15 protein-coding genes and 1 pseudogene are annotated in these 21,392 nt (G+C 61.1%); 7 read left to right on the forward strand and 9 right to left on the reverse strand.

Going from position 1 to position 21,392, the window contains the following annotated elements; genetic code table 11:
• Nucleotides 1-3: 3 nt before the first annotated feature.
• From NP_RS11510 to aglF, 4 genes are all read right to left on the reverse strand, one after another.
• Nucleotides 4-1,371, reverse strand: coding sequence for a UDP-glucose dehydrogenase family protein (locus NP_RS11510; protein ID WP_011324039.1), 1,368 nt, complete (start codon nucleotides 1,369-1,371; stop codon nucleotides 4-6).
• Nucleotides 1,372-1,581: 210 nt separating this feature from the next.
• Complete coding sequence (locus NP_RS11515; RefSeq protein ID WP_011324040.1) at nucleotides 1,582-2,031, reverse strand: HVO_A0114 family putative DNA-binding protein; 450 nt, start codon at nucleotides 2,029-2,031, stop codon at nucleotides 1,582-1,584.
• Nucleotides 2,012-2,317: a toxin-antitoxin system TumE family protein gene (locus tag NP_RS11520; protein WP_011324041.1), complete on the reverse strand. Its 306-nt coding sequence runs from the start codon at nucleotides 2,315-2,317 to the stop codon at nucleotides 2,012-2,014. Before NP_RS11520 ends, NP_RS11515 begins: the two co-directional genes overlap by 20 nt.
• A gap of 215 nt (nucleotides 2,318-2,532) precedes the next feature.
• Nucleotides 2,533-3,279, reverse strand: coding sequence for a UTP--glucose-1-phosphate uridylyltransferase AglF (aglF, locus tag NP_RS11525; RefSeq protein ID WP_011324042.1), 747 nt, complete (start codon nucleotides 3,277-3,279; stop codon nucleotides 2,533-2,535).
• A 260-nt stretch (nucleotides 3,280-3,539) separates the two neighbouring features.
• On the opposite strand from aglF, the gene NP_RS11530 reads away from it, so the two are divergent.
• Entirely contained in the window at nucleotides 3,540-5,039 is a 1,500-nt protein-coding gene (locus NP_RS11530; RefSeq protein WP_011324043.1) for a phosphoglucomutase/phosphomannomutase family protein, read from the forward strand.
• 53 nt (nucleotides 5,040-5,092) lie between these two features.
• On the opposite strand, the gene NP_RS11535 is transcribed toward NP_RS11530, so the two are convergent.
• A complete protein-coding gene (locus NP_RS11535) occupies nucleotides 5,093-5,563 on the reverse strand; it encodes a VanZ family protein (RefSeq protein WP_011324044.1) in 471 nt (156 codons plus the stop codon).
• 182 nt (nucleotides 5,564-5,745) lie between these two features.
• Here NP_RS11535 and NP_RS11540 point away from each other — a divergent pair, with 182 nt between their 5' ends.
• The 4 genes and pseudogenes from NP_RS11540 to NP_RS11550 all read left to right on the forward strand — a co-directional run bounded on the left by NP_RS11540 (nucleotide 5,746) and on the right by NP_RS11550 (nucleotide 8,445).
• Nucleotides 5,746-6,819 (forward strand): nucleotidyltransferase family protein, encoded by a 1,074-nt coding sequence (locus tag NP_RS11540; protein ID WP_011324045.1) that lies wholly within the window; start codon nucleotides 5,746-5,748, stop codon nucleotides 6,817-6,819.
• Between the two features lie 136 nt (nucleotides 6,820-6,955).
• Nucleotides 6,956-7,135 (forward strand): annotated as a pseudogene (locus tag NP_RS14990) (IS4/Tn5 family transposase DNA-binding protein); the annotation flags it as partial.
• 603 nt (nucleotides 7,136-7,738) lie between these two features.
• Nucleotides 7,739-8,020 (forward strand): toxin-antitoxin system TumE family protein, encoded by a 282-nt coding sequence (locus tag NP_RS11545; RefSeq protein WP_011324046.1) that lies wholly within the window; start codon nucleotides 7,739-7,741, stop codon nucleotides 8,018-8,020.
• Complete coding sequence (locus NP_RS11550) at nucleotides 8,017-8,445, forward strand: HVO_A0114 family putative DNA-binding protein (protein WP_011324047.1); 429 nt, start codon at nucleotides 8,017-8,019, stop codon at nucleotides 8,443-8,445. The genes NP_RS11545 and NP_RS11550 overlap by 4 nt, the downstream gene beginning before the upstream one ends.
• Nucleotides 8,446-9,463: 1,018 nt before the next feature.
• Here the strand turns inward: NP_RS11550 and NP_RS11555 are convergent.
• The 4 genes from NP_RS11555 to NP_RS11570 all read right to left on the reverse strand — a co-directional run bounded on the left by NP_RS11555 (nucleotide 9,464) and on the right by NP_RS11570 (nucleotide 15,293).
• A complete protein-coding gene (locus NP_RS11555; RefSeq protein WP_011324048.1) occupies nucleotides 9,464-10,000 on the reverse strand; it encodes a hypothetical protein in 537 nt (178 codons plus the stop codon).
• A gap of 15 nt (nucleotides 10,001-10,015) precedes the next feature.
• The gene (locus tag NP_RS11560; RefSeq protein ID WP_011324049.1) at nucleotides 10,016-10,642 is read right to left on the reverse strand and encodes a winged helix-turn-helix domain-containing protein; all 627 of its coding nucleotides are present in this window, start codon (nucleotides 10,640-10,642) and stop codon (nucleotides 10,016-10,018) included.
• Nucleotides 10,643-11,060: 418 nt separating this feature from the next.
• Nucleotides 11,061-13,988 (reverse strand): hypothetical protein, encoded by a 2,928-nt coding sequence (locus NP_RS11565; RefSeq protein WP_011324050.1) that lies wholly within the window; start codon nucleotides 13,986-13,988, stop codon nucleotides 11,061-11,063.
• A 147-nt stretch (nucleotides 13,989-14,135) separates the two neighbouring features.
• A complete protein-coding gene (locus NP_RS11570) occupies nucleotides 14,136-15,293 on the reverse strand; it encodes a DUF4399 domain-containing protein (RefSeq protein ID WP_011324051.1) in 1,158 nt (385 codons plus the stop codon).
• Nucleotides 15,294-15,876: 583 nt separating this feature from the next.
• Here NP_RS11570 and NP_RS11575 point away from each other — a divergent pair.
• Both NP_RS11575 and NP_RS11580 read left to right on the forward strand, forming a co-directional pair.
• Nucleotides 15,877-17,346, forward strand: coding sequence for an ATPase domain-containing protein (locus NP_RS11575; protein ID WP_049939697.1), 1,470 nt, complete (start codon nucleotides 15,877-15,879; stop codon nucleotides 17,344-17,346).
• On the forward strand, nucleotides 17,343-21,389 hold the full coding sequence (locus NP_RS11580; protein WP_011324053.1) for a PAS domain S-box protein: 4,047 nt from the start codon (nucleotides 17,343-17,345) through the stop codon (nucleotides 21,387-21,389). The genes NP_RS11575 and NP_RS11580 overlap by 4 nt, the downstream gene beginning before the upstream one ends.
• Nucleotides 21,390-21,392: the final 3 nt, after the last annotated feature.

Genomic DNA, 21,392 nt, shown 5'->3' on the forward strand with positions numbered 1-21,392 from the left:
GGTTCACCACGTCAGCCCTTCATACGTAATCCCCTCGCGTCGGTCGATAATCCGGCGGCCATCGACCACCACCGGCGTGGCCATCTCATCGAAGGCCGAATCAAGCGCCGCAAACTCGTCCCAGTCGGTCGTGACAACCGCACCGGTCGCATCAGCGAGGGCCTCAGCCGCCGAGTCCGCGTACGTTAGCGACGGGAACCGCTCGCGCATGTTTTCGGCCGCAACAGGGTCGTAGCCAACGACGGTCGCTCCACGGTCCAGTAGCCCCTCGATAACCGGAATCGCCCGGGAGTTGCGGATGTCGTCCGTCCCGGGCTTGAACGCCAACCCCAGAACGGCAACCCGTGCGCCTTCGATGTCGATGTGTGAAGCAAGCAGCTCAAGCAGCCGATCGGGCTGGCGGTCGTTGACCGTCGTCGTTGCCCCAAGCAACGGCGGCTCATACCCCGCCTCGCGTGCCGCCGCCCGCAATGCGGCGACATCTTTCGGGAAGCAACTGCCGCCGTAGCCGACGCCGGACTCAAAGAATGCCCCCGCAATTCGGTCATCGAGCCCGACGGCATCCATTACCTCGTAGGCATCAAGGCCAAACGCCTTGCAGATGTTTCCGATATCGTTGGCCAACGAGATTTTCGTCGCCAGCGTCGCGTTGTTGGCGTATTTGATCATCATCGCCGTTTCGGGGTCCGTTCGGACGACGGGCGCGTCAGTCGACGCCATCAGTGGCGCATACAGCGTCTCAAGCGTCTCCAGTGCCCCCTCGGATGCCGTCCCGAACACGAGCTTGTCGGGATTGCGGAAATCCTCGACCGCGCTGCCTTCCCGGAGGAACTCCGGATTGGTCGCTACCTCGATGTCCAGTTGGTCACTATCGACGCTTGCGCCGTCGGCAAGCGCCTCCCGAACCGTCGCCACCGCCGGCGGCGTAATCGTCGATTTGACAACGACAAGGTGGTCGTGGGTGTCCTCAGCAGCGGCGTCGGCACTCCCATCGGCGCCAGAACCGACATTGCCACCGCTATTGCTGGATTCGCCGTTGGCTTCTGTCAACGCCGCACCGAGCATCTCGGCGGCCGCAGCAAGCGGCGCCACGTCGATACTGCCGTCGTCGTTGGTGGGCGTGCCGACAGCCAGGAAGCTACAGTCGGCCGCCGCCGCGTCGGCATACGAGGTCGTCGCCTGCAGGCGGTCGCCAACGTGGTCGGCCAGCAGGTCCTCGAGCCCCGGCTCATGGATCGGGGCCGACCCTTGGTTGAGCGCGGCGACGGTTGCCTCGTCAATGTCGATCGCAGAGACGTTGTGGCCCATCTCCGCCAGACAGGCGGCCAGCGTCGTTCCCACGTAGCCGCTGCCGACGACATTTAGCTTCATACTGGTGGTGTGTGCGGCGGCGGCTAAATACGCGTGGGTCGACGGGGACACTCCAAGTGCCAGCGATAGCAACGTTGCCATTGCCACCGCCAAGTCGACTACCTCTGTCTACAGAAAACGCAGGCAGAGTGCCTCGGGGTCGTACGGAAGACGAAGTCTTCCGTGATGACGAGACGCTCTGCGTCTCGAACCACTTGACCCCGGAGCGGTTCACGCTGACGCCGGCGATTCGGATGCGTCGTCGAGCGACTTAGTGAGTTCGACTTCAATCTTCACTGTGTCGTACGGGACGTGTGGCTTCTTCGCGCCCCCCTCTTCGCGGAAGTGGACGATCCGATACTCGTTCAGGATCTGGAGGTCGTCGTGGACCTGCCTTACGTCCCGACCGAGGCGGTCGGCGAGGGCACGCATACTCTCGGCGGGCGAACCCATCAGACTCTGCACCAGCTCCAAGCGACGTGACGTGAGGATGCGCTGGAGACGGCTAGCGTCTTGGAAATTGACGACGTGTGGCACTTCTTCGCCCTGCTCCCAGCGCTCAGCACGATCCAGAACGCTCTCTTTGTGGTCCGCAAACGGCTTCGACGTGATACGAAGCGTCGAGGGGTACTCGGCATCCTCTGGCGGTTCGTGGGGGTTGTCAGGCGTATTCTTGCTCATGGATGGTTTCGACTTCCTCGAGGAAGTTCTGGATATGCGACCGAAGGCCCTCGAATTCGATACCTTCGACCTCACCACGGGAGTGGCGGTGGTGCCGCCCAACACCGTGGGCGTCGTTCGCGTTGTCGTATCGCAGGATCTCTTCGTCTGCCGGCCCGAGGTACTGAAAACTGTACTTCAGCCCCTCAGGAAATTTGTCGCTCTTGGAGACATCCCAGGCAAGCGCTTCCCATCGGTCGCCTTCCGGGAATTCATCGTCGTCCTCGAAGAGCTTCCTCGCTGGCATCCGAGCACCTGTGTTGTCCACATAGAACAACGGCTGTCTGACTAATAGGTGTTGTGGCTATCGAACAACACAGCACCAACCGAAGCATCGAGGGGCAGAGACTCATTTATTTCACAGCATACGATGCCCTCAAAGACCTAAAAAGTCGCGAGCAATGGAAACAGGGCGAAACCACGGGACGCCTAGCGTCTCGAACCACTTGCTCCCGAGACAGTTCACTCTACGGCGACGCTTTCAGTCTCATCAGCCGCCGCGTTTTGCAGCCTGCGCTCGGCCTCGTCACGGTCTTCCGGGTAACCAACGTCGATCCGCCAGCCTTCGAGTCCGATAGCGTCAATCGTCCGGCCGGACTGAAGCAGCAGGTCGATCGCCTCGCTAATCTCGTATTCGCCGCGGTCGGAGGGCTGCACCAGATGGCAAGCGTGGAAGATAGCAGGTGTAAACGTGTAGAAGCCGGTCATCACGAGATTTGACGGCGGGTCGTCGGGCTTCTCGATGACATCCGTAATTTCGCCGTACTGGTTGGTGTCGCAGACGCCGTAGCGGCTGGCCTCATCCCACGGTACCTCTTCGACGAGAAAGGCGGCGTCAGCGCGCTCTTCTTGCTGTCGCCGGACAACATCCTCAAGATTGGCCTGGAAGATGTTGTCGCCGAGCATGAGCATGAAATCGTCGTCAATGTGTTCCTCAACGGTCAACAGCGCGTGGGCAAGCCCCTGCTGGTCGCGCTGGTGGGTGTAGGTAATCGGCACGTCGCGGTACTCATCGCCGTAATGGTCGATGATGACTTCTTTCATGTAACCGACGACCACGACGAGTTCGTCAGCACCGAGGTCGACGAGCTGGTCAAAACAGTGCGTCAAGATCGGCTTGTCATCGATTTCGACCATCCCTTTCGGCTTGTCTTCAGTCAGCGGGCGGAGGCGGGTCCCCTCACCGGCGGCCAAGACGACTGCTTGCATATGGAATTGGATTGGAGCCTTACGTGATAATTTTTCGTGTTTATCAGGAGGAGCCGGGCAGGATGCTTTCTGCTTTCTTAACCAACAAAACGAGGCGTCCGGCGAATTCTGTTGGTTAAATCAAAAATCGACGCTGCCGCCGATTCTCACTGCATGGGCATACGCAAGCACAATGTATAGCCTACGTTAGCAGATTGAACGCAGATGTCGGACCCCAATAATATTCAGTCTGCATTCCATCTGCTTGTCCAAACATAACTATGGACACAGCAAACATCGAGACCATTGCGTTCGGCACAGACGGCTGGCGAGACACGAGAGAGGCGTTGACGCCGATACGTCTGCAGGCGGTCGCCGCCGCGGTGAGTACAGTTGTAGCTGAACGTGGGCGACGGGAAGACCCTGTTGCGGTCGGCTACGATGCTAGGGCAGGCGCCAGCGAAGCTGCCCGCGAGGTCGCGGCCGGGTTGGCTGCTAACGGCCATGATGTCCTGTTTGCCGAACGTGATTGTCCCACGCCAGCGTTAGCGTATGCGGTCGTCGACCGCGATCTTGCCGGCGCACTCACCATTACCGCCTCGCACAACCCACCTTCAGATAGCGGTGTCAAATTCATCCCGGAAGACGGTGCCCCTGCGCGACCCAAGCAGACAGATGCTATCGAGACAGCCCTCCAATCAGTCGATATACCACCGCTGGCACCGAAGCCGGATATCGGACCCAAACCGTTAGCCACGGAAGCCCAAATAACAGATGGGGCGACAGAATCTCCGGTGCGTGATCGGCCGCTCAGCGGTCATTGTGAAGAAGTCGATTTTTGTAGGCCACATGTCGACGCCGTCCTTGAGCGGCTCGGCGCTGACCTCGAAGGGGTAACGGTTGCCTACGATGCGATGTACGGCAGTGGCCGTGGCTGTACTGATGCAGCTTTGGCCGCCGCCGGCGCCGATGTCATTCGGCTTCGGTGTGGTCGTGACCCGACGTTCGGCGGTGGCGCCCCTAACCCAACGCCCGGGCGGCTGGCAGCGCTGACCGACCGAGTCGTCGATGGGCCGGCCGACATCGGGATCGCAAACGATGGGGATGCCGACCGGGTCGCCGTCGTGACTGAGGATGGGCCGCTTGATGCCAATCGGCTGTTTGCCGTCTTGTACGACTATCTGCTAGCGGCGACTGATACGCCCGCACCGGCTGTCCGGACGGTCTCAACGACATTCCTGATCGACCGTATCGCCGACGCCCACGGCACAACAGCTGTCGAGACGCCGGTCGGCTTCAAATGGGTCGCCGAGACAATGGCGGAGCACGACGCTCTCATTGGCGGCGAGGAAAGCGGGGGATTCACGATTCGAGATCATATCCGGCTGAAAGACGGTGTTCTGACCGGGGTGTTGGCAGCGATGGCCGCCGCCGACCAGCCACTCACAGACCGGCTCGCCACACTGGTAGACACCTACGGCGACATCAAGCAGGCCCGGCGGAGTCTCGAGTGCCCGGACGCAAAGAAGGCGCCGACGATGGCGGCGTTGACATCGCATCCGCCCGAGTCCATCACCGGTACTGCGGTCGACGAAATTAACGACGCCGACGGTAGCAAGTTCCTGCTGGCGGACGGAGCGTGGCTGCTGGTTAGACCCAGCGGCACCGAAGCGAAACTTCGGATATACGCCGAGGCGGCCACCGACGACCGCGTTGAAGCGCTTTTAACAGCCGGCGAAGCTCTCATCAACGACGCCAGAGAGTCCGCCGAGCTCGACTGATTGATACCTAGCGAGCGAAAGCCCTCCTCTCGGAAAGCACAATCTCGTATTGCCTACCGGTCGGCGTACCAACCTCGGACTCGAGCAGCGAGCGTTGCCATCGGCTGCAACTCCAAGTATGGGCGGAGTGCATACCATACAACAACACCACTGGCGCCGAGCGTGTTCGCCGCGACATCGATGAGGAGAAAATCAGACCGATGCGGGAGGAATGCTTGCCCGAGTTCCATACAGGCACCATACAGCGCTGCGGCCGCAATTACTAACACAGCATTCCGCCAGCGCGGGATCGCCCAGTGGTCGGTCGCATAGGCGAGTACACCTGCGAGGCCGAAGTACGCGAGGATGTGTCGCCACAGATGGAGCGGAACAATACCTGGGTCAGTCTCATCGATTACCGTCTCAGGAACTGTAGCTAGCGATGAATAAAAGATGAGCCCTGCAACGGCAAGTACGCCAAGCCAGCGTATTGACCACGGTAACAATGGTACCGGGAGCTTCACTGTGGGCGAGTGGTCAGCCATCCTGTGCAAATCTTTTGGTATCGGGTCACAGTGTGTTATCCGACAGCTGCTTCCAGCGATACGCACTTTACCGGACATTGAGACGGTTGTGACTGAAACGTGGTCAAAGTCAATTCTCCCATCCCTGGACTTGCGCCGTTCTGCCACGCCTTTTATATATCAGCCACCCACAGACCGAGCCAATGGACGCTATCGTTCTGGCTGGCGGTTATGCGACGCGACTGTGGCCGGTCACGCGCCATCGGCCGAAGATGCTCCTGCCGCTCGGGGAAAGAACAGTCCTCGATCGATTGCTGGCCGAGTTGGAAGCCGAATCCCGCATCGACGACGTCTTCGTCAGCACCAACGCGCAGTTCGAGACGCTCATCCGAAACCATCTCGCGGAAACGGACTTCGAGAAACCACAGGTCAGCGTCGAGTCGACGACCGGCGAGGACGAGAAGCTGGGCGTGATTGCGGCGCTGGCACAACTCGTCGAGCGAGAAGCCCTCGACGATGACACGTTGGTCGTTGGCGGCGACAACGTCCTCGGGCTGTCGCTTGCGCGGTTTTGCGACCAGTTTGAGGCACACGGTGGGCCGACACTGGCCGCCTACGATGTCGGCACGCCAGCGGCCGCCAGCAGCTACGGCGTGCTCGAAACCGCAGCGCCAGCAGGGCAGACGGACGGTGGGAGCGACACAGCAGCTGCGACACCCACAGACAGCGACGCTGAGGTCGGCGGCGATACCAGCCTCGAAGTCACCACTTTCGCCGAAAAGCCCGACGATCCGTCGAGTTCGCTCGTTTCCGTTGCCTGTTACGGCTTCCCGGCCGAGCTGCTGTCGAAGTTTGACGCCTATCTTGCAGCCGGCAACAACCCGGACGAGCCGGGATGGTTCGTCAAATGGCTCGTCGAGGAGACGCCTGAAACCGTACAGGCCGTGCCCTTCGATGACGCGTGGTTCGATGTCGGCACGCCGGAGAGCTATCTCAACGCGGTCGCTTGGGCACTCGATGGCGACAGCTATGTTCACCCTGAGGCGGCTATCGGCGACGACGTGACGCTTGGGTCGAATGTCCACGTGATGGCCGACGCAGAGATCACTGATTCGAGCCTTGAGCGGACGGTCGTCTTCCCCGAAGCGACGATTGCCGACAGTGAGCTGGAACGAACGCTCGTTGACACCGGAGCAGAATTGGAGTCGGTGGCGCTTTCTGAGTCCGTTATCGGCGCTTATACGCGGCTGGGTGGTGCTGGCGGGCGGCCGGGCTGACAGTGTGACGAACGGAAGCCCACCCCTTCAGGGCTGTCTCTTACAGGGATACAGGAGAAAGCCCACGGCTTTAGCCGTGGGATGAATCTGTCACCCACAACTCCTATCGCTGTAGCTCGTCGAGAAAGAGACCAAGATGCAGAGCGGCTCACGAAGCCAGCGGACTGATCTAGACGAGGCGGGGCTGTGTGAGATCGATGTTTCTGGCACGGCTCGAAAGGAATTCCAGTCTGCTGAGTTCGGTGACAAACGGCTCACTGACCGGTTGGTGCAGGTCGGAGATCGGCTCGGTAGGGCACCCGCCGAGTCGAGCCCACAAACCGGAGTACCCGTGAGGGGAATCTTGCCTCAGAGTCAGGCATGGCCTAAATCACCCACCGAGGAATCCCACGGCTTCAGCCGTGCGGAGGATGTCAATTAACTAGCTGCTTCGCTCTACTACGCTCGCACGTATCTTAACCAACAGAACGATGTCTATTCGTTAATGTTGGTTAAGATAGCGTTGAGTGGGGTCGGCGGTCGCTCCGCTGTCGGGAGGTCTTGAGGGGTGGGGTGAGGTGTTTCTGTTGGCGTGGGGGGACGCGCGTGGGGGCCTGCGATGGAGGGTGTCTGGTGGCCCGCCGCTGGGCGTCGCCGCCGAGGCGTGGGGTGGGCGCGGCTCGATGCCGCCCGGAGGTGGTGGGTGTGGTTTTGGGTCGTCCCACGCCTGCGCGTGTAGTGTCTCAGGTGGGCGGTGGGTGCAGTAGTGGTTGTGCTGTCCACCGTCGGCGGAAATGGCTGTGCAGAAGACCGCCCACACACCGTTATCGATTTGAAATGCTTCACTGGTGCTCCCCAGAGAAGCAGCTCTCACACACCATATTCGAATGAGGCTCTTCCCATACATTTACTGTGGTGGGATTCGTACCATAGGGTATTGATGGGCCATACGGTCATTGAAGACGTCGAGGACCGCGTTGGCAACCGTGTGATCCGGCGAAAGATCATCAAGACCGATGACCCGCAGTATCCCAGCGGCTACCGCTATGCGCTCCACTACGGCTATACGGATGGCCGAGACACCATCCTCCGGTACGACAACGAGAACGAAACTGTCGGCCGACACGAGTGTCACACACCGGAGGGCGTCACCGAAATCGAGTTTCCGGGGATGATGGACCTCCGTGACCGGTTCCGCAAAGAAATCGAACACAACCCATGACCGAAAACACACTCAAAATCACGTTCCAGCAAGCCAGGGAGCATCGCCAGGCGGCACGCGAACGCTTGCGACAGGCTGAAGCGGGTGACACTAGCAAGCCGATCGAACAGGACGTGCGATTCATCCTCAACTTCGAGGAGTTCGACGACATCGCCCGACTCATGCGTACCGCAAATCTTGAGCTCATCGAGGCAATCGTCTCCGAGGAGCCAGCAAGCATCCGTCAGCTGGCTGAGACTGTTGACCGCGATTACCGCGAAGTCCACCGCAATCTGACTGAGCTCGAATCACTCGGTGTGATCGAGTTCGAAGACGACGGCTCCCGTAAGAAGCCACTGCTCCGTGATGGAGCCGAGAACATCGATTTCTCAATTCGGTTCCCCCGGTCTCCTGACCGTGGAGAGGTACCGGGCACATCGGCTTGAGGCACATTGACATCCTCTCCACCTTGGAGGGTGGGGATCCCTCGCGTGGGGGTCTCGGCTCATGCCGAACCACCCCGCGAGCGACATTCTCCGACGCCGGTTGTAGGGTACTCTGGTCTGTGCGCGCTTCTTTGGGACTTTCGTGGGAGTGTGGTTGTGCTGTCCACCGTCGGCGGAAATGGCTGTGCAGAAGACCGCCCACACACCGTTATCGATTTGAAATGCTTCACTGGTGTTCTTCTCAAATCGGTTCTCACACACCGTTGTCGAAATGAAATACTGTGGCTAGGGCGGCCAAACTCGAACACCCACACACCGTTTTCGAAGTGAAATGGATTCGCAAAATCCGGATATTGGGCCATATGGACAGTGGGTGGCGTTATTGGTAGCTGCTGTAGCCACGCTAGCTGATTCATTTCGATGGCGGTCTCACGTCCTGGGGTGCGACAGACGATTTCACTTCGAAAACGGTGTGTGACGGTGGCCGCTCCGCCTCGACTCTCCCCCACTGGGTGTGAGAAGACGGACAGTGTTTCATTTCGAATACGGGGCCTTCATTTCGATGACACCCCTTTCATTTCGACAACACCCCCTTCATTTCGAAGACGGGTCGCCGGAGTGCGTCAGCTAGCCCGAACGACCACCAGACACGATATCTGTGAGAAGCCCCCGAAACGAGCACGCCCAGCGCATGGGGCGAGACCCACACGAAAACGACTCGCCTGTCGGTTGTGGGAGAGCGGATGTCGCGAGTTCTTTCGACCACAGTGCGAACCGCTTCGCCAGAAGAACTCGCGACATCTCCTCTCTTTTTCGCCACCCGAACAGTGGAGCACACGCCGCCGTCCCCCGAGCTTCACGTGAAAAAGTGGTGTGTCCCCCCCACCGTCTTACCCAACAACGCGACGGCAAAGAGTCCGGTGTTGGGTAAGATGGCACCCACCACCGTTTCAGCAATTCTCAGCCAACCGCCTCCACACCGCAGAACAACGACCACGAACACACACCACCGTTTTAATTAAATCAGAGTGAAATCATCGTCCTCGGCATCAATTAGATCCCAGAGCGTAATAATAGAAACTTGACCAGTGTAGCCCAACGAGGATATTGCGGTTTCAATCGCCTCACAGGCAATCCGATCAGCGGTGATCACCGTCACGGTATCTGCCGTCTTCTTATCGAGGAGATATTCGACAGCGAGACCAGCGAACACCGGATCCGCTTTCTCGACGTCATGTTCGTCTTTGTCTGTAGATTTTGAAGCGATCGCCCGCCGTGCAATATCCTGAGCGGTCGTCGCCTTGCTGTGTGACACAGTCGGTGCATCAACAGTCTTGGCCCACCCCTCATCTTGAGCGCGCTCCAAGGCTGGTCTGACGCCTCCCTGTTCGATTTCTTCTTCAACGCGGGAGGGTACGAAGAGAGTGACGCTGGCACGTCGAACGACTTGGCGGAACCGACGATGTTTGGACGTTCCGGGATTCCCTGCGCTGATGAAGACATTCGTATCGACTAATGTGACGTGCTCGGGGGAGAGAGGAGATGACTCGTCCATGAGACGGAAGGCAAATTACGATTCTGAATTCGGAAGCGGGGCGGCCACGTCGAGGTCAGTCTCGAACTCGATATCACCTGCGATGTCTGGAAAGATGACATCGAAGTGTGGATCGTATTCTTGTCCGACTGCGAGCGCAGGTCTCAAAGCGAGAACGATACTGATTGCCTCGCCAGTCGGAATGTCGAGTGGATCGGCAACCATCCGCTGTGTGATTTGACCTGCATAGTGCAGCCCAGCCTGTCGGACTGCAGCAGCCACTTTCCCAACACCATATCGCTCCACGAAGTACGAGACGTCTTCATCGACCTCTTGAAGCGCGACTGCATGCAGGATCGTCGGTGTCACCACAATGCCGTCGGTCGTGATTTGTAGTGGCTCCGCGGTCACTTCGACAGGCCGGTCACCTTCCAGCGTGACGATACCGAGCGCCTCGAGCGTTTCGACGTGATCGTAGACCGTGGTCTTCGGAATCGCCAGAGCCTCCTTGATCTGTGGGCGAGTGGCTGGTCCGTAATAGCAAGCGTAGACGTAGACGCGAGCAAGCGCTGGATGCTCCAGCAGTCGTCCGACGGTCGCAAGCTGATTGATTCCGGCTTCGAGGTCCTGCGATGGTGTTTTTGAGACGGAACGTGGGGGCATACACTCTAGTACGAAATCCGTAAACTTCAAACTAGTCCCGCCGCCCGAACCAGCAGAGACACCACCACATTGGCGCTCTTTTTCGCCACCCGAAGAGTGGAGTACACGCCGCCGTCCCCCCGAGCTTCACGTGAAAGAGTGGTGTGTCCCCCCCACCGTCTTACCCAACAACGCGACGGCGGAGAGTCCAGCGTTGGGTAAGATGGCACCCACCACCGTTTCAGCAATTCTCAGCCAACCGCCGACACGCACCGCAGAACAGCGAGCACGAACACACACCATCACTTCACCGAACGGTGGTGTGTGTCTCCGCTCGACGGGCGGGGACGGACACGACACAGAGGTGGGTGGTGGGCCGCCTTTCGAGGGAGGCCCCGTCCGTGCCGTCCGGGCCACGTACCGTCCCGCCGTGGCACGTTCAGGTGTCGGCCTCGGGAACCGTGTCCGGGCGTCGCAGGACGTACGCTATGGCGACGACGATTCCGAGCACCGGCACCAGCGTACCGAGCACGTAGCCCCACCAGAACCGCGGCGTCCCCGTCAGCCGATACATCCGACGGGCGTCGAAGAACGTCGCGACCGGTAACAGCGGCCACGCGACGACGACGAGCGGCGGAAACAGGAACGTGGCACCCCAGACGAGCACGCCCCCGACAAGTAGTTTGTACCAGACATCCGAGGGAGCCGGTTCGCGGGACTCCGTTTCCGCGTCGGTCGCCCCCGACGACGGCACCGGGTCGGCTGTGGTCTCGGCGGCGTCCCCGGCGCGCTGTTCGGGGTGTGTCCGCTCCGGCGCGTTCTCCTCCCGCTCCGGCGCTTCCCCGTCATCGGCGGCGTCCACGCCGCGCTCTGCGGTCCGCGGTTGCGCTGTCGACGCCGGGGCCGGGGTGTCGTCCACCGACGCCGGGCCGTCCCGCCCCGCGCTGGAACTGCCCAGCGACCCGAAGACGTCGGCGACCCGGTCGACGACGGGTCGCGCTGTGCTTTCGGGCCGTCCGACGCGGTAGACGGTCGGGTCGCTTTCGGACTGGGCGGGCAAACTGTCGAACGCCTCGAATTCGGAAGCGCCCGTCTGGGCGGTCGTTTCTATCCGCTCGGTACCGACGAGGTCCGCGCGGGTTCGGTCCCAGACTGGGATACCGGCCCGCTCCAGCAGACCCACGAGCACGAATACGACGACAAAAAAGACACACAGGCCAACAATGGCGGCGGATACGTAGCCAACCGTCGACGACCCAACTGCGTCGAACGTACCGTATGCGGCCCCACCACCGATGATAAGGCTGAGGACACCGGCCACGAAGAATGGCAACGCCGACGGTCGCCACTTTTTGAGTGCTGCGATGGCTTGTGGAACAATATACCACGTATCAGCATCGCGCGTCCCAGCATCGAACTCGAGGACATCCCCCCGAATCGTTTGTAATCGCTCACAGACCGCTTCGGCATCGGCATTGGGAGCAGCAAGCCGTCCGCTGGCGGTGACAACCTGTGTCCCCTCCTCGGGGGCCAGCCAGCCAAAGGCCACGACCGAGAGAACGACGCCGAGGACAGCGACAACGGCAGGGGGAATCAAGCCGAGGTCGTAGCCCGAAACGAGATAGACAGCGCCCCCAAGGGCAAAAGCGAGCGGAAGCAGCACGACCAGCTTCCGAGCCCACCCCAGCGAGGGAACTGACGGAGTGACGACGCCCGCCCGTTCAAGATTGGCGTATCGATGCTGCGTCCAAAACAGCGAGTCGTCCGTTGTCGACACCGTTGGTTGACTGTCACAGAAGGTCTGGCGAATGGCAGCAGCGTCGTCCGGTTCGAGTCGGTAGCGTCGCAGCAAGCCATCCCGAAGCTGGAGCCGAATCAGCGCGTCGTCGTCTTCGAGAGACAGTACAACGAGTGCCCCAAGCGTGACAAGCCCGCCGATGGCGGACAAATAGAGCCACAGCAGTCCGTCATCCACGGCTCGCGCCAGAAGCGTCGTCACGACGGTCGCGATGACAACGGCGGCAATGAATTTCGCATACCGGAGGAGATACCACCTGCCTTCGTAGTAGTCCAGTATCTCGACCTGTTCCGGAGCAACCTGCGTCCGATACTGGACCCGTCGAAACGGTGTCCGCGTCGTCCCCGTCACCGTGACAGTGGTCTCGAAGGTGTCGGTGAACGCCTCGAAGACCCGGTCGAGTTCTGCGGATGGGATGGCGCGGCTCGCAGCAAGCGACGAAAGCTCTCCCTCGTCGGAAGGTCGGGTAGAAAACCAGACTGCAAGCACAAAGAGGCCGGCCACAAGAGCCGACGCGACGGTCCGTTGCACAGTAGTGCCCCCAACCACGCCCGTCACGAGCCACGTCAGCACGCCAGCGAGCACGGCGATGACAGCGCCGACAACCAACGACAGCCACGTCCACGTGACCGTTCGGCGGCCTGCAACGAGCAGTTTTGACCGGGGGACGTACTCCGTTAGCCCGTCGTCATGCTCGACCGTGAGCAGGGGCTCGTCGAGTTCAGCCATCGCCGATTCGTACTGCTCGACCGCCGTTGCAGCGGTTTCGGCGGGCAGTTTGAACAGCGCCCGAGTTCCGCCATCGGTTCGGAAGACAAGCGTATCAAGGTCTGTGGGACTACGTAGATACAGCCACAGCGCGATGCCACCGACGAGTGCCGCCACCCCACCGACGCCAATGGAGATAGGGAGGTCGTATGCAGTGCTCGCAAGTCCTCCAGCGGCAAGCCCGGCGAGCAATCCACCGCCGACCGCGATATATCGGCTCCAGTCGTCAGGTGCCGAGCGATAGCGGAGGCCGTCGAGGCGGGCAGGAACGAACCAGTACTCGCGGTCGACGATGTACAGAGGGGTCTTCCAGCCCGAAGCATACCGCAAGAGCACATCGGCCCGCTGCTGGAAACGTTCGAGGTACGGCTCCGGCTCACCGCCGAAGGAGACACGCCCGCCGAGAGACTGAATGGTAACCCCCTCCGAGGGACGTCTGGAAACCGCGGCGACCACGTACCCGCCCACGACGGCTGTCCAGGCCACCATTCCAGCAGTCCCGCCGATTACGTCCGTTACGAGCGAATTGGCAACAAAAGCGACCAGCAACACCGCAACGGCAACCCCAATCCGCAGACTCGTCGTGTCGGTCAACAAATACGCGATAGCGTCCTTGTTTAGATGGCGGATGGTTCGAGGCGTCTCGTCGTCGTCCTCCTCGTAGCGCTCGTATACAATCGTCCGCTCGTCGAATCGCGCGAATGACTGGCCGTCGCATACGCGACACGACCGAGTGTTCGTTGTGTATGTATCTCCGCAGTCTGTACACCGCCACTCGGTAGCGCTCTCCGAATGACCCATCCGCCGATTCCCCCAGTAAGAATATGTATATAACCATACAATAATTTTGCGGAAGACGGGTTTGTGAATCGCTCAGGAAGTATGACGCTCGGCTTCGGCAGACGAACCGCGGCAAAAGGTGGGGTGGGATGGGCCGACGCCGTCCGTTCATTCCTCGACGGTAATCGTCCCCTGCATCGACAGCCGGTGTGGCTCACACCGATATTCGTAGACGCCCGGCACCTCGAAGGTGTGTTCGTATTCGAACCCCTCGTTTCGCGTCTCGGGGACGCCCTCCCACTGGCTGTCGTCGGGCTGGCTGCGAACCTCGATGTTGTGAAAGTCGCCCTCCCAGACGAACCGGACCGTCGTACCACTCGAAACAGTCAGGGCCTCGGGCTCGAAGTTCTGTGTTCCACCGGGGCCGACAATGACCGTCTCGGGGGCTTCCACAACGGTCAGCGACATGGTGTCTGTCGCCGGTAACGCGCGCCCGTCGGGAGTTGCCATCTGTACCGTGAGTTCGTACTCGCCGGGCGAGCGCTCGATGTCCGCCGTCGTTGCCCCGTCGTCGAGGTGGACAACCGCATCCGTACGCGGTATCTGCTCGCCGGTCGGTGTCGCGCCCGTTCCAAACCCGACGACGAAGTAGCCGGCCGTCTGGCCGGCCTCGGAAAGCGGCGTCTCCGCCGCCGCTGTGGTGACCGCACCGCTGGGTTCGAACGCGAACGACACCGGCGACGTGGCCGGCTCGTCCGCGGCAGGGTCGGCGATGGTGAACGACCCCGACTCGACGCTCACCGCGACGGTGTCGGTAAGCGGGAGCGCACGCCCCTCGCCGTCGGCGGCCTGCAGCGTCAGCTCGTGTGTGCCGACGGGTAGCTCAAGGACATCGCGGGTGTCGCCATCCTCGTAGTGGACGTGGGCGTCGCCGTGTGGCACCGGCTCGCCGGGGTCGGTGGCACCCTCGCCGATGCTGATAGAAAAATACCCCGCGTTGTCGGTCGCCTCGCCGGCCGGCTGTATCTCGATGTTCGTCGCGGTCATCGAGACCGCGACGCCGTTGGCTGCCGTCTCGCCATCCAGCGGTGCCTCGAACGATACGGCCGCGTCGGCTGCGACGTTGGTGGGCTGGTCTTCGTCGGCGGCTTCGTCGCCGGCAGCGGGCTCGTCGTCGTCGTCGGGCTCTGGGGTCGCATCTGTCTCGTCGTCGTCCACCGACTCGGGCGTATCGTCATCCGGCGCTGTATCGCCACAGCCCGCGATGGCTGCGGCAAGTCCAAGCCCACCGATGCTGAGAATCTGTCGTCGCCGGGGCGGAGCCATACATCGAGTATGGCTGCAAGTAGCATATCGCAGTCGATAGCGGCAGCGTTTGAGCCGTGTCGGCGCAATACCCGCCCTAGGTTCGAGCCGTCGGTGTCGACACACCGCCAACAGCGCAGTCCATCCCGGGTCGGCGATACGCCACTTCGACATCTCAGAGAGCGTGGATCGCAGTAGTTCGAGGAGAAAGCCTCGTGTTTTTGCAGGGTGAAATGGTGGCGTCCTCTCGCTCACTCTTGAGAATGGTAACAATGTCGGAGAGCTCAAAGAGTCGACGATCATCACGCTCGTCTGCTGCGTCCTCAACGGAGCGTTTGAAACCAGAGCGGCTGAACAGGGCGAGTCTATATGGTAGCACACCACTTCCATTGGGTGTCCAGTCGATGTGCACTACAGGCGGGACAGGCCGAGTGCCTCGGGGTCGTACGGAAGACGAAGTCTTCCGTGATGACGAGACGCCTTCGGCGTCTCGAACCACTTGCCCCCGAGGCGGGTCACCGGCTACCAGTGTTCGCTGACTGGAAGGGGTAGTGCTATTTGGTATCACGTTTTAGTGTCTAAGATGAGTAATCCGTCACCAACCATGATGCAGGGTGATAGTGGCGTTGTCGGGCTGAATCAGCTGCTCCGCGGCGGATATCTTCGGAACCGGATGTATCTCATCGTCGGAACGCACGGCACGGGGAAGACGACGCTTTGCAGCCACTTTGTGGAGGCGGGCCTCGACGCCGGCGAAACCGCCCTGTTCGTCCACGGCGAGGAGTCGGCATCCGAACTCCGCGAAAACGCCGCCCAGTTCGGCATTGATATTGCGGGTGCCGAATTCCTTGACCTCGGCCCGGATTCGGCGTTCTTTGAGAAAGACGAAACGTATGACCTCGTCGACGCCAGCGAGGTCGAGGGCAAGCGATACACAGAGCAAATCCGCGAGGCGATTACGGAGATCGACCCCGACCGCCTCGTCATCGACCCGATTACGCAGCTTCGGTATATTGAGGCGTCGGACTACCACTACCGCAAGCGTGTCCTCTCGCTGATTCGCTTTCTCAAAGAACACGAGATTACCGTCCTCGGGACGACATCGGTCAGCGACACCCACTCGACGGCGTCGGAGATTCTGTCGATTAGCGACGGCGTCGTTCGGCTGTCACGGAGCGAAACGGGGCGTCGAATCGAGGTCGAAAAGAACCGCGGCCGCGGCCAACAGAGCGGCACCCACGGAGTCGAAATCCGCGCCCACGGCGTCGAGGTGTTCCCGAAGCTCACGCCGCCCGAATCGCCCGCCGAGCGGCGTGGTCTCGACCCCGTCGCAACCGGCGTTGGGGAACTCGATTCGCTCACCGGCGGCGGGTTCGAACACGGTACGACGACGTTTATCAGCGGTCCGCCCGGCGTCGGCAAGACAACGGTTGGAGCATATTTCTTATTTTGGGCGGCACAGCAGGGCGAAACCGCGGCCGTCTACCTGTTCGAAGAGCGCATCGAAACGTTCGAAAAGCGGTGTCGGGCGATCGGGCTGCCTATCGATGCGCTCCGGGATGACGGCCGGCTCAAACTCACCCGTATCGAACCGAACGCGATGTCTGCCGAGGAGTTCGCCAACATCGTTCGAACCGACGTTGTCGACGGCGGCGTCACGACAGCGATGATAGACGGGTTCTCCGGCTACACGACATCCATCCAAGGCGAACAGGACACGCTCAAGCGGGATTTGCATGCGCTCCTTCGGCATTTGAACGAGCTAGATGTTGCGGTCTTCATGACGGAGGCCGTCCATCAGATAACCGGCCTCACGTCAGCGACAAGCCGGAACATCAGCCCGCTGGCCGACAATCTCCTGTTTCTCACGTACGTCGAGTTGGGCGGCTCGCTCGGCCGTGTCATCGGAATGCTGAAGAAACGCACCGGCTCCTTCGAAAGCGGGATTCGCGAGTTCGAAATAACCGACGAGGGGGTACAACTCGGAGCGCCGCTGGACCATCTGCAAGGGCTCCTCGAAGGAACACCGTCGACACGCGGACACCGGCTCGAATCGAGCGACACGGAGCCATGACCGACGGCGGAGCCACGCCGGAGGACCGCTATCCGCAGCCGCCGGCGCTCGACGATGTGGATGCGACCGTACAGGTGCTGGTGGTCGACGACGGGAACCGACGCATCATCCGGGATATGCTTGCAGACCACGTCACCGTCGTTTCGGGCGAGACGGTGACTGATGCGGACCTATATCTCGTCGAGGACCGGCTGTTGGAGCGCTACCGCCACGCACTCTCGGACGCGATGGACGACCAGCATCCGGTGTTCTGCCCGATTGTGCTCATTCAGTCACGCGGGAGCGAAGCCGGCGTCCCGGCATCGCATGACGGAGGTGCGGTACTGATTGATGAGGTTATTTCGGCACCGATTGACCGCACAGAGCTGGTCCGGCGGATACAATCGCTGCTCGTCCGTCGGCAGCAGTCGCTCGAGTTGAGCGAGTCAGTGACGACGCTGCGGGAGCGAGAACAGACACTGCGCCGGTTCGAGCGGGCGATACGGCAGACGGACAACGCCGTGGCTATCACCGCCGCGGATGGCACTATCGAAATGGCGAACCCGGCGCTTGAGGAGCTTACCGGATACAGCGAAACGGCACTAGTTGGCCGTCAAATCGGCGCGTTAGAGCCGGGGGACTCGCATATCACCTTCGACGATGCGTTCTGGGAAACCGTCCAGAGCCGAGCGACATGGGACGGCGAGGTCACCATCGAGCACGCCGACGGAGACAGACGCATCACCGATACAACGGTCGCGACAATCGCGGACGGCGACCGCGCCGAAAACCACGGGCCGGCTGACGACGGCTTCGTCATCGTCTGCAACGACATCACCGACCGAGTCACACAGGAGGAGCTGCTGCAGCAACGGGAAAGCCAACTGGGATTGCTTCGGGAGATACTCACCCGGATACTGCGACACAACATCCGCAACGATTTGACCGTCATCGAGGGCAACGCGAAGCTGCTCGCCGAGCGGGCGTCCGACCCGGAAGACAGTGACCTCGCAGAGACCATCGCTGAGACGGCGGGTCGGCTCCACGAAATAAGCGAGACAGCCAGAAAGTACAGCAATCTCGTCGGCAAAGAGCCCGAGACGGCCGCGGCGTTCGAGTACGACCTCGCCGAACTCATTCCGGAGTTGGCCACAGACCTAGAGTCGGCGTATCCGGAGATTACCGTCGAATGGGAGGCTCCCGACACCTGCCCGGTCGTGGCGACCGACAGCCTGCGGGTCGCACTCGAAGAGCTACTCGAAAACGCCGCCGAGCATAACACAGCGCCGGACCCCACAATCAGCATTCGCGTCCATGCGGCCGAGGACATCCGTATCATCATCGAGGACAACGGCCCGGGACTGCCCGAGACGGAGGTAGCAGCACTCGAACAGGGTCAGGAGACGCCGCTGGTACACAGCGTTGGCGTTGGGCTGTGGCTGAGCAAGTGGGCAATCGAGGCCGTCGGCGGCACGCTCTCGTTCGACACCGGCGAGTCGGGGACGAAAGCCATCATCGAACTCCGCACACCGGCACGCGTCTCCGGCGTGGAGTATACGGTATCGACACCACGCGAGCGCGAACAGCGGCTCAAACGGCTCGTCGGCCGAATGACAGACGGTGTCGTCGAAGTGGGTGCCGACTGGCAGATTACGTACATCGATGACCAAGCCGAGCCGCTGCTTGAATGGGATGCGGCCGACGTTCGTGACTGCGACCTGCGGAGCGTCTTCCCGGACAGTCGGGAAACATCCGTAATAGAGCAGTACCGGACGGCGATGGAAGACCGGTCCGCCGAGAGCTTCGAGGCGTATTTCCCGGCACTTGGCCGCTGGCTGGAGGTGTACGTCTATCCCGACTTCGAGGGCGGACTCTCGGTGTATCTCCGGGATGTGACGGACCGGCGAGCGTACGAACAGGAGCTGACGGCGCGAACGCGGCAGCTCCGTGGCGTACTCGACAGCGTGGACGCCGCCATCTGGCTGCGCGACCCGGAGAGCAACTTCCTGCTGGTAAACCAGCAGTTGCGCGACCTCTTCGGTATCCCTGCAGAACGCGATATCGTCGGCAAGCCGCTTGATATCGTTCTCCCTGACGATGTGGCCGCCCAGTTCCGCAGCAACGACCGGCGAGCATGGGAAGCCGAAGCGACCATCGAGTCCGAAGAGACGGTGGCGACAGAAGCCGGCGAGCGGGCGTATCTCACCCACATCACCCCGTTGTACGACGATACCGGGGAGCCGTATGCGACCTGCGGCATCGCGACAGACATCACCGGACAAAAGCAAACCGAGACCGACCTGCGCGAGCGGGTCCGCGAACTCGATGCGCTCCACCGGACTGCCGAGCTGTTTGCCGCTACGGAGGCATCGACCAAGAGCGTGCTTGAGAGCCTCGTTTTCGACATCCCGACGTGGTTCCAGCATCCGGACCGCACCGAAGCGAGGCTGGTCTACGACGACATCGAGGTCACGACAGACGGATACGAACCGCTGGACGACCAGCTTTCGGTGTCGATGACAACTGATTGGGATGCGGAGTTGGCAATGACAGTCGGGTATCGTGCCGACGACCACGCCGACGCCAACGACCCGTTCCTTGCCGAAGAGCGTGCGCTACTGGACAGTGTGCTGTCGTTCATGCATGAACACCTCGGCCATCGTCGCAGCAGACGGCTCTACCAGACGATAGCGGAGCAGTTCCCGAGCGGCGGCGTGTTCCTGTATGACAGCGACCTGCGGTATCAAATCGCCCGTGGACGCGGGTTCGAGTGGGCCGACGTTGGTCCCGAATCCCTAGAGGGGAGCCGGGTTGAGGACATATTCGACGGCGAGACGAAAGCGCGGCTGGTCGACCTGTATGAGTCGGCACTCGACGGCGAGGAACGCTCGATTGAAATGGAGTATTTCGGGCGTACGCATCAAGTCCGCGCCGCACCGGTCCGCGATGCGGACGGGCGAATCCGCTATGGGGTCTCGACCACAGAGGACATCACCGAACAGAAAGCCCAACAAGCGGAGCTAGCGGCAACGAACCGGCGGCTCCAGATCGCCCTTACGGCGACTGAAACCGGGATTTGGCAGTGGAACGTGGCGACCGACGAGGTCTACTGGGATGACACCGTCGAGCGCTTGCTCGGCTTATCGCCCGGCTCGTTTGAAGGGACTATCGAGGCGTTCGAACAGCGGGTCCATCCGGACGACAGAGAAAGATTGCAAACAGAAATCGACCGAGTGCTCGACCGCGGTGGCCGCTTCGAGACGGAGTTCAGAATGTATCACGAAGACGGGGACCCGCGGTGGGTGGCTGTTCGGGGGAAGGTGACCGAACAAAACGACTCCACGTGGGTGGTCGGCGCACACACGGATATTACCGAGCGGAAAGAATACGAGCGGCAACTCGAAGCCCAGCGCGACAATCTTGAGCTCCTAAACGAGATGCTCCGGCACGATATCCGAAACGACCTCAACGTCATCAGTGGGTATGCGGACCTGCTGTCGGAGGCAGTCGACGGAACGGCCCAAGACGACATCGAAACAGTACGGCAGAAAGCCGAGGAGGCGATCGGGCTGACAAAGACAGCCCGCGATCTGGCGGCGGCAATGTTAGATGCCCATCCCGAACAGCAGTCGCTGCCCCTTGCACAACCGCTTGAAGAACAGATAGAAGAGATTCGCACCGGCAATGAAGAGGCCAACATTACGGTCGAGCGACCGCTACCGGAGGCGGTTGTCGAGGCCGACGAGATGCTTGCGGCAGTGTTCCGGAATCTGTTGCAGAACGCGATCCAACACGCCGATACGGACAGCCCGGACGTGGTCGTGACCGTCGAAGCGGCCGATGACACAGTACAGGTTCGCATCGCCGATACCGGTCCGGGCATCCCTGACGCACAGAAGGACGACATCTTCGCCAAAGGCAAAAAGAGCGCCAAAAGCGCCGGCACCGGCATCGGGCTGTATCTCGTCGAGACGCTCGTCGAGCGGTACGGCGGTGCTGTCTGGGTCGAAGACAACGAGCCGAGAGGGGCCGTCTTCGTGGTTGAACTTCCAAAAGCGCGTTGAACA

This window comes from Natronomonas pharaonis DSM 2160 (assembly GCF_000026045.1).
GTDB classification, from domain to species: domain Archaea; phylum Halobacteriota; class Halobacteria; order Halobacteriales; family Haloarculaceae; genus Natronomonas; species Natronomonas pharaonis.

Coding starts and splice junctions, on each gene's coding strand:
- NP_RS11560 (WP_011324049.1), bottom strand. CDS start 10,642: ATGCCCCCACGTTCCGTCTCAAAAACACCATCGCAGGACCTCGAAGCC.
- NP_RS11545 (WP_011324046.1), top strand. CDS start 7,739: ATGGGCCATACGGTCATTGAAGACGTCGAGGACCGCGTTGGCAACCGT.
- NP_RS11515 (WP_011324040.1), bottom strand. CDS start 2,031: ATGAGCAAGAATACGCCTGACAACCCCCACGAACCGCCAGAGGATGCC.
- aglF (WP_011324042.1), bottom strand. CDS start 3,279: ATGCAAGCAGTCGTCTTGGCCGCCGGTGAGGGGACCCGCCTCCGCCCG.
- NP_RS11550 (WP_011324047.1), top strand. CDS start 8,017: ATGACCGAAAACACACTCAAAATCACGTTCCAGCAAGCCAGGGAGCAT.
- NP_RS11565 (WP_011324050.1), bottom strand. CDS start 13,988: ATGGGTCATTCGGAGAGCGCTACCGAGTGGCGGTGTACAGACTGCGGA.
- NP_RS11535 (WP_011324044.1), bottom strand. CDS start 5,563: ATGGCTGACCACTCGCCCACAGTGAAGCTCCCGGTACCATTGTTACCG.
- NP_RS11510 (WP_011324039.1), bottom strand. CDS start 1,371: ATGAAGCTAAATGTCGTCGGCAGCGGCTACGTGGGAACGACGCTGGCC.
- NP_RS11540 (WP_011324045.1), top strand. CDS start 5,746: ATGGACGCTATCGTTCTGGCTGGCGGTTATGCGACGCGACTGTGGCCG.
- NP_RS11530 (WP_011324043.1), top strand. CDS start 3,540: ATGGACACAGCAAACATCGAGACCATTGCGTTCGGCACAGACGGCTGG.
- NP_RS11575 (WP_049939697.1), top strand. CDS start 15,877: ATGATGCAGGGTGATAGTGGCGTTGTCGGGCTGAATCAGCTGCTCCGC.
- NP_RS11520 (WP_011324041.1), bottom strand. CDS start 2,317: ATGCCAGCGAGGAAGCTCTTCGAGGACGACGATGAATTCCCGGAAGGC.
- NP_RS11555 (WP_011324048.1), bottom strand. CDS start 10,000: ATGGACGAGTCATCTCCTCTCTCCCCCGAGCACGTCACATTAGTCGAT.
- NP_RS11570 (WP_011324051.1), bottom strand. CDS start 15,293: ATGGCTCCGCCCCGGCGACGACAGATTCTCAGCATCGGTGGGCTTGGA.
- NP_RS11580 (WP_011324053.1), top strand. CDS start 17,343: ATGACCGACGGCGGAGCCACGCCGGAGGACCGCTATCCGCAGCCGCCG.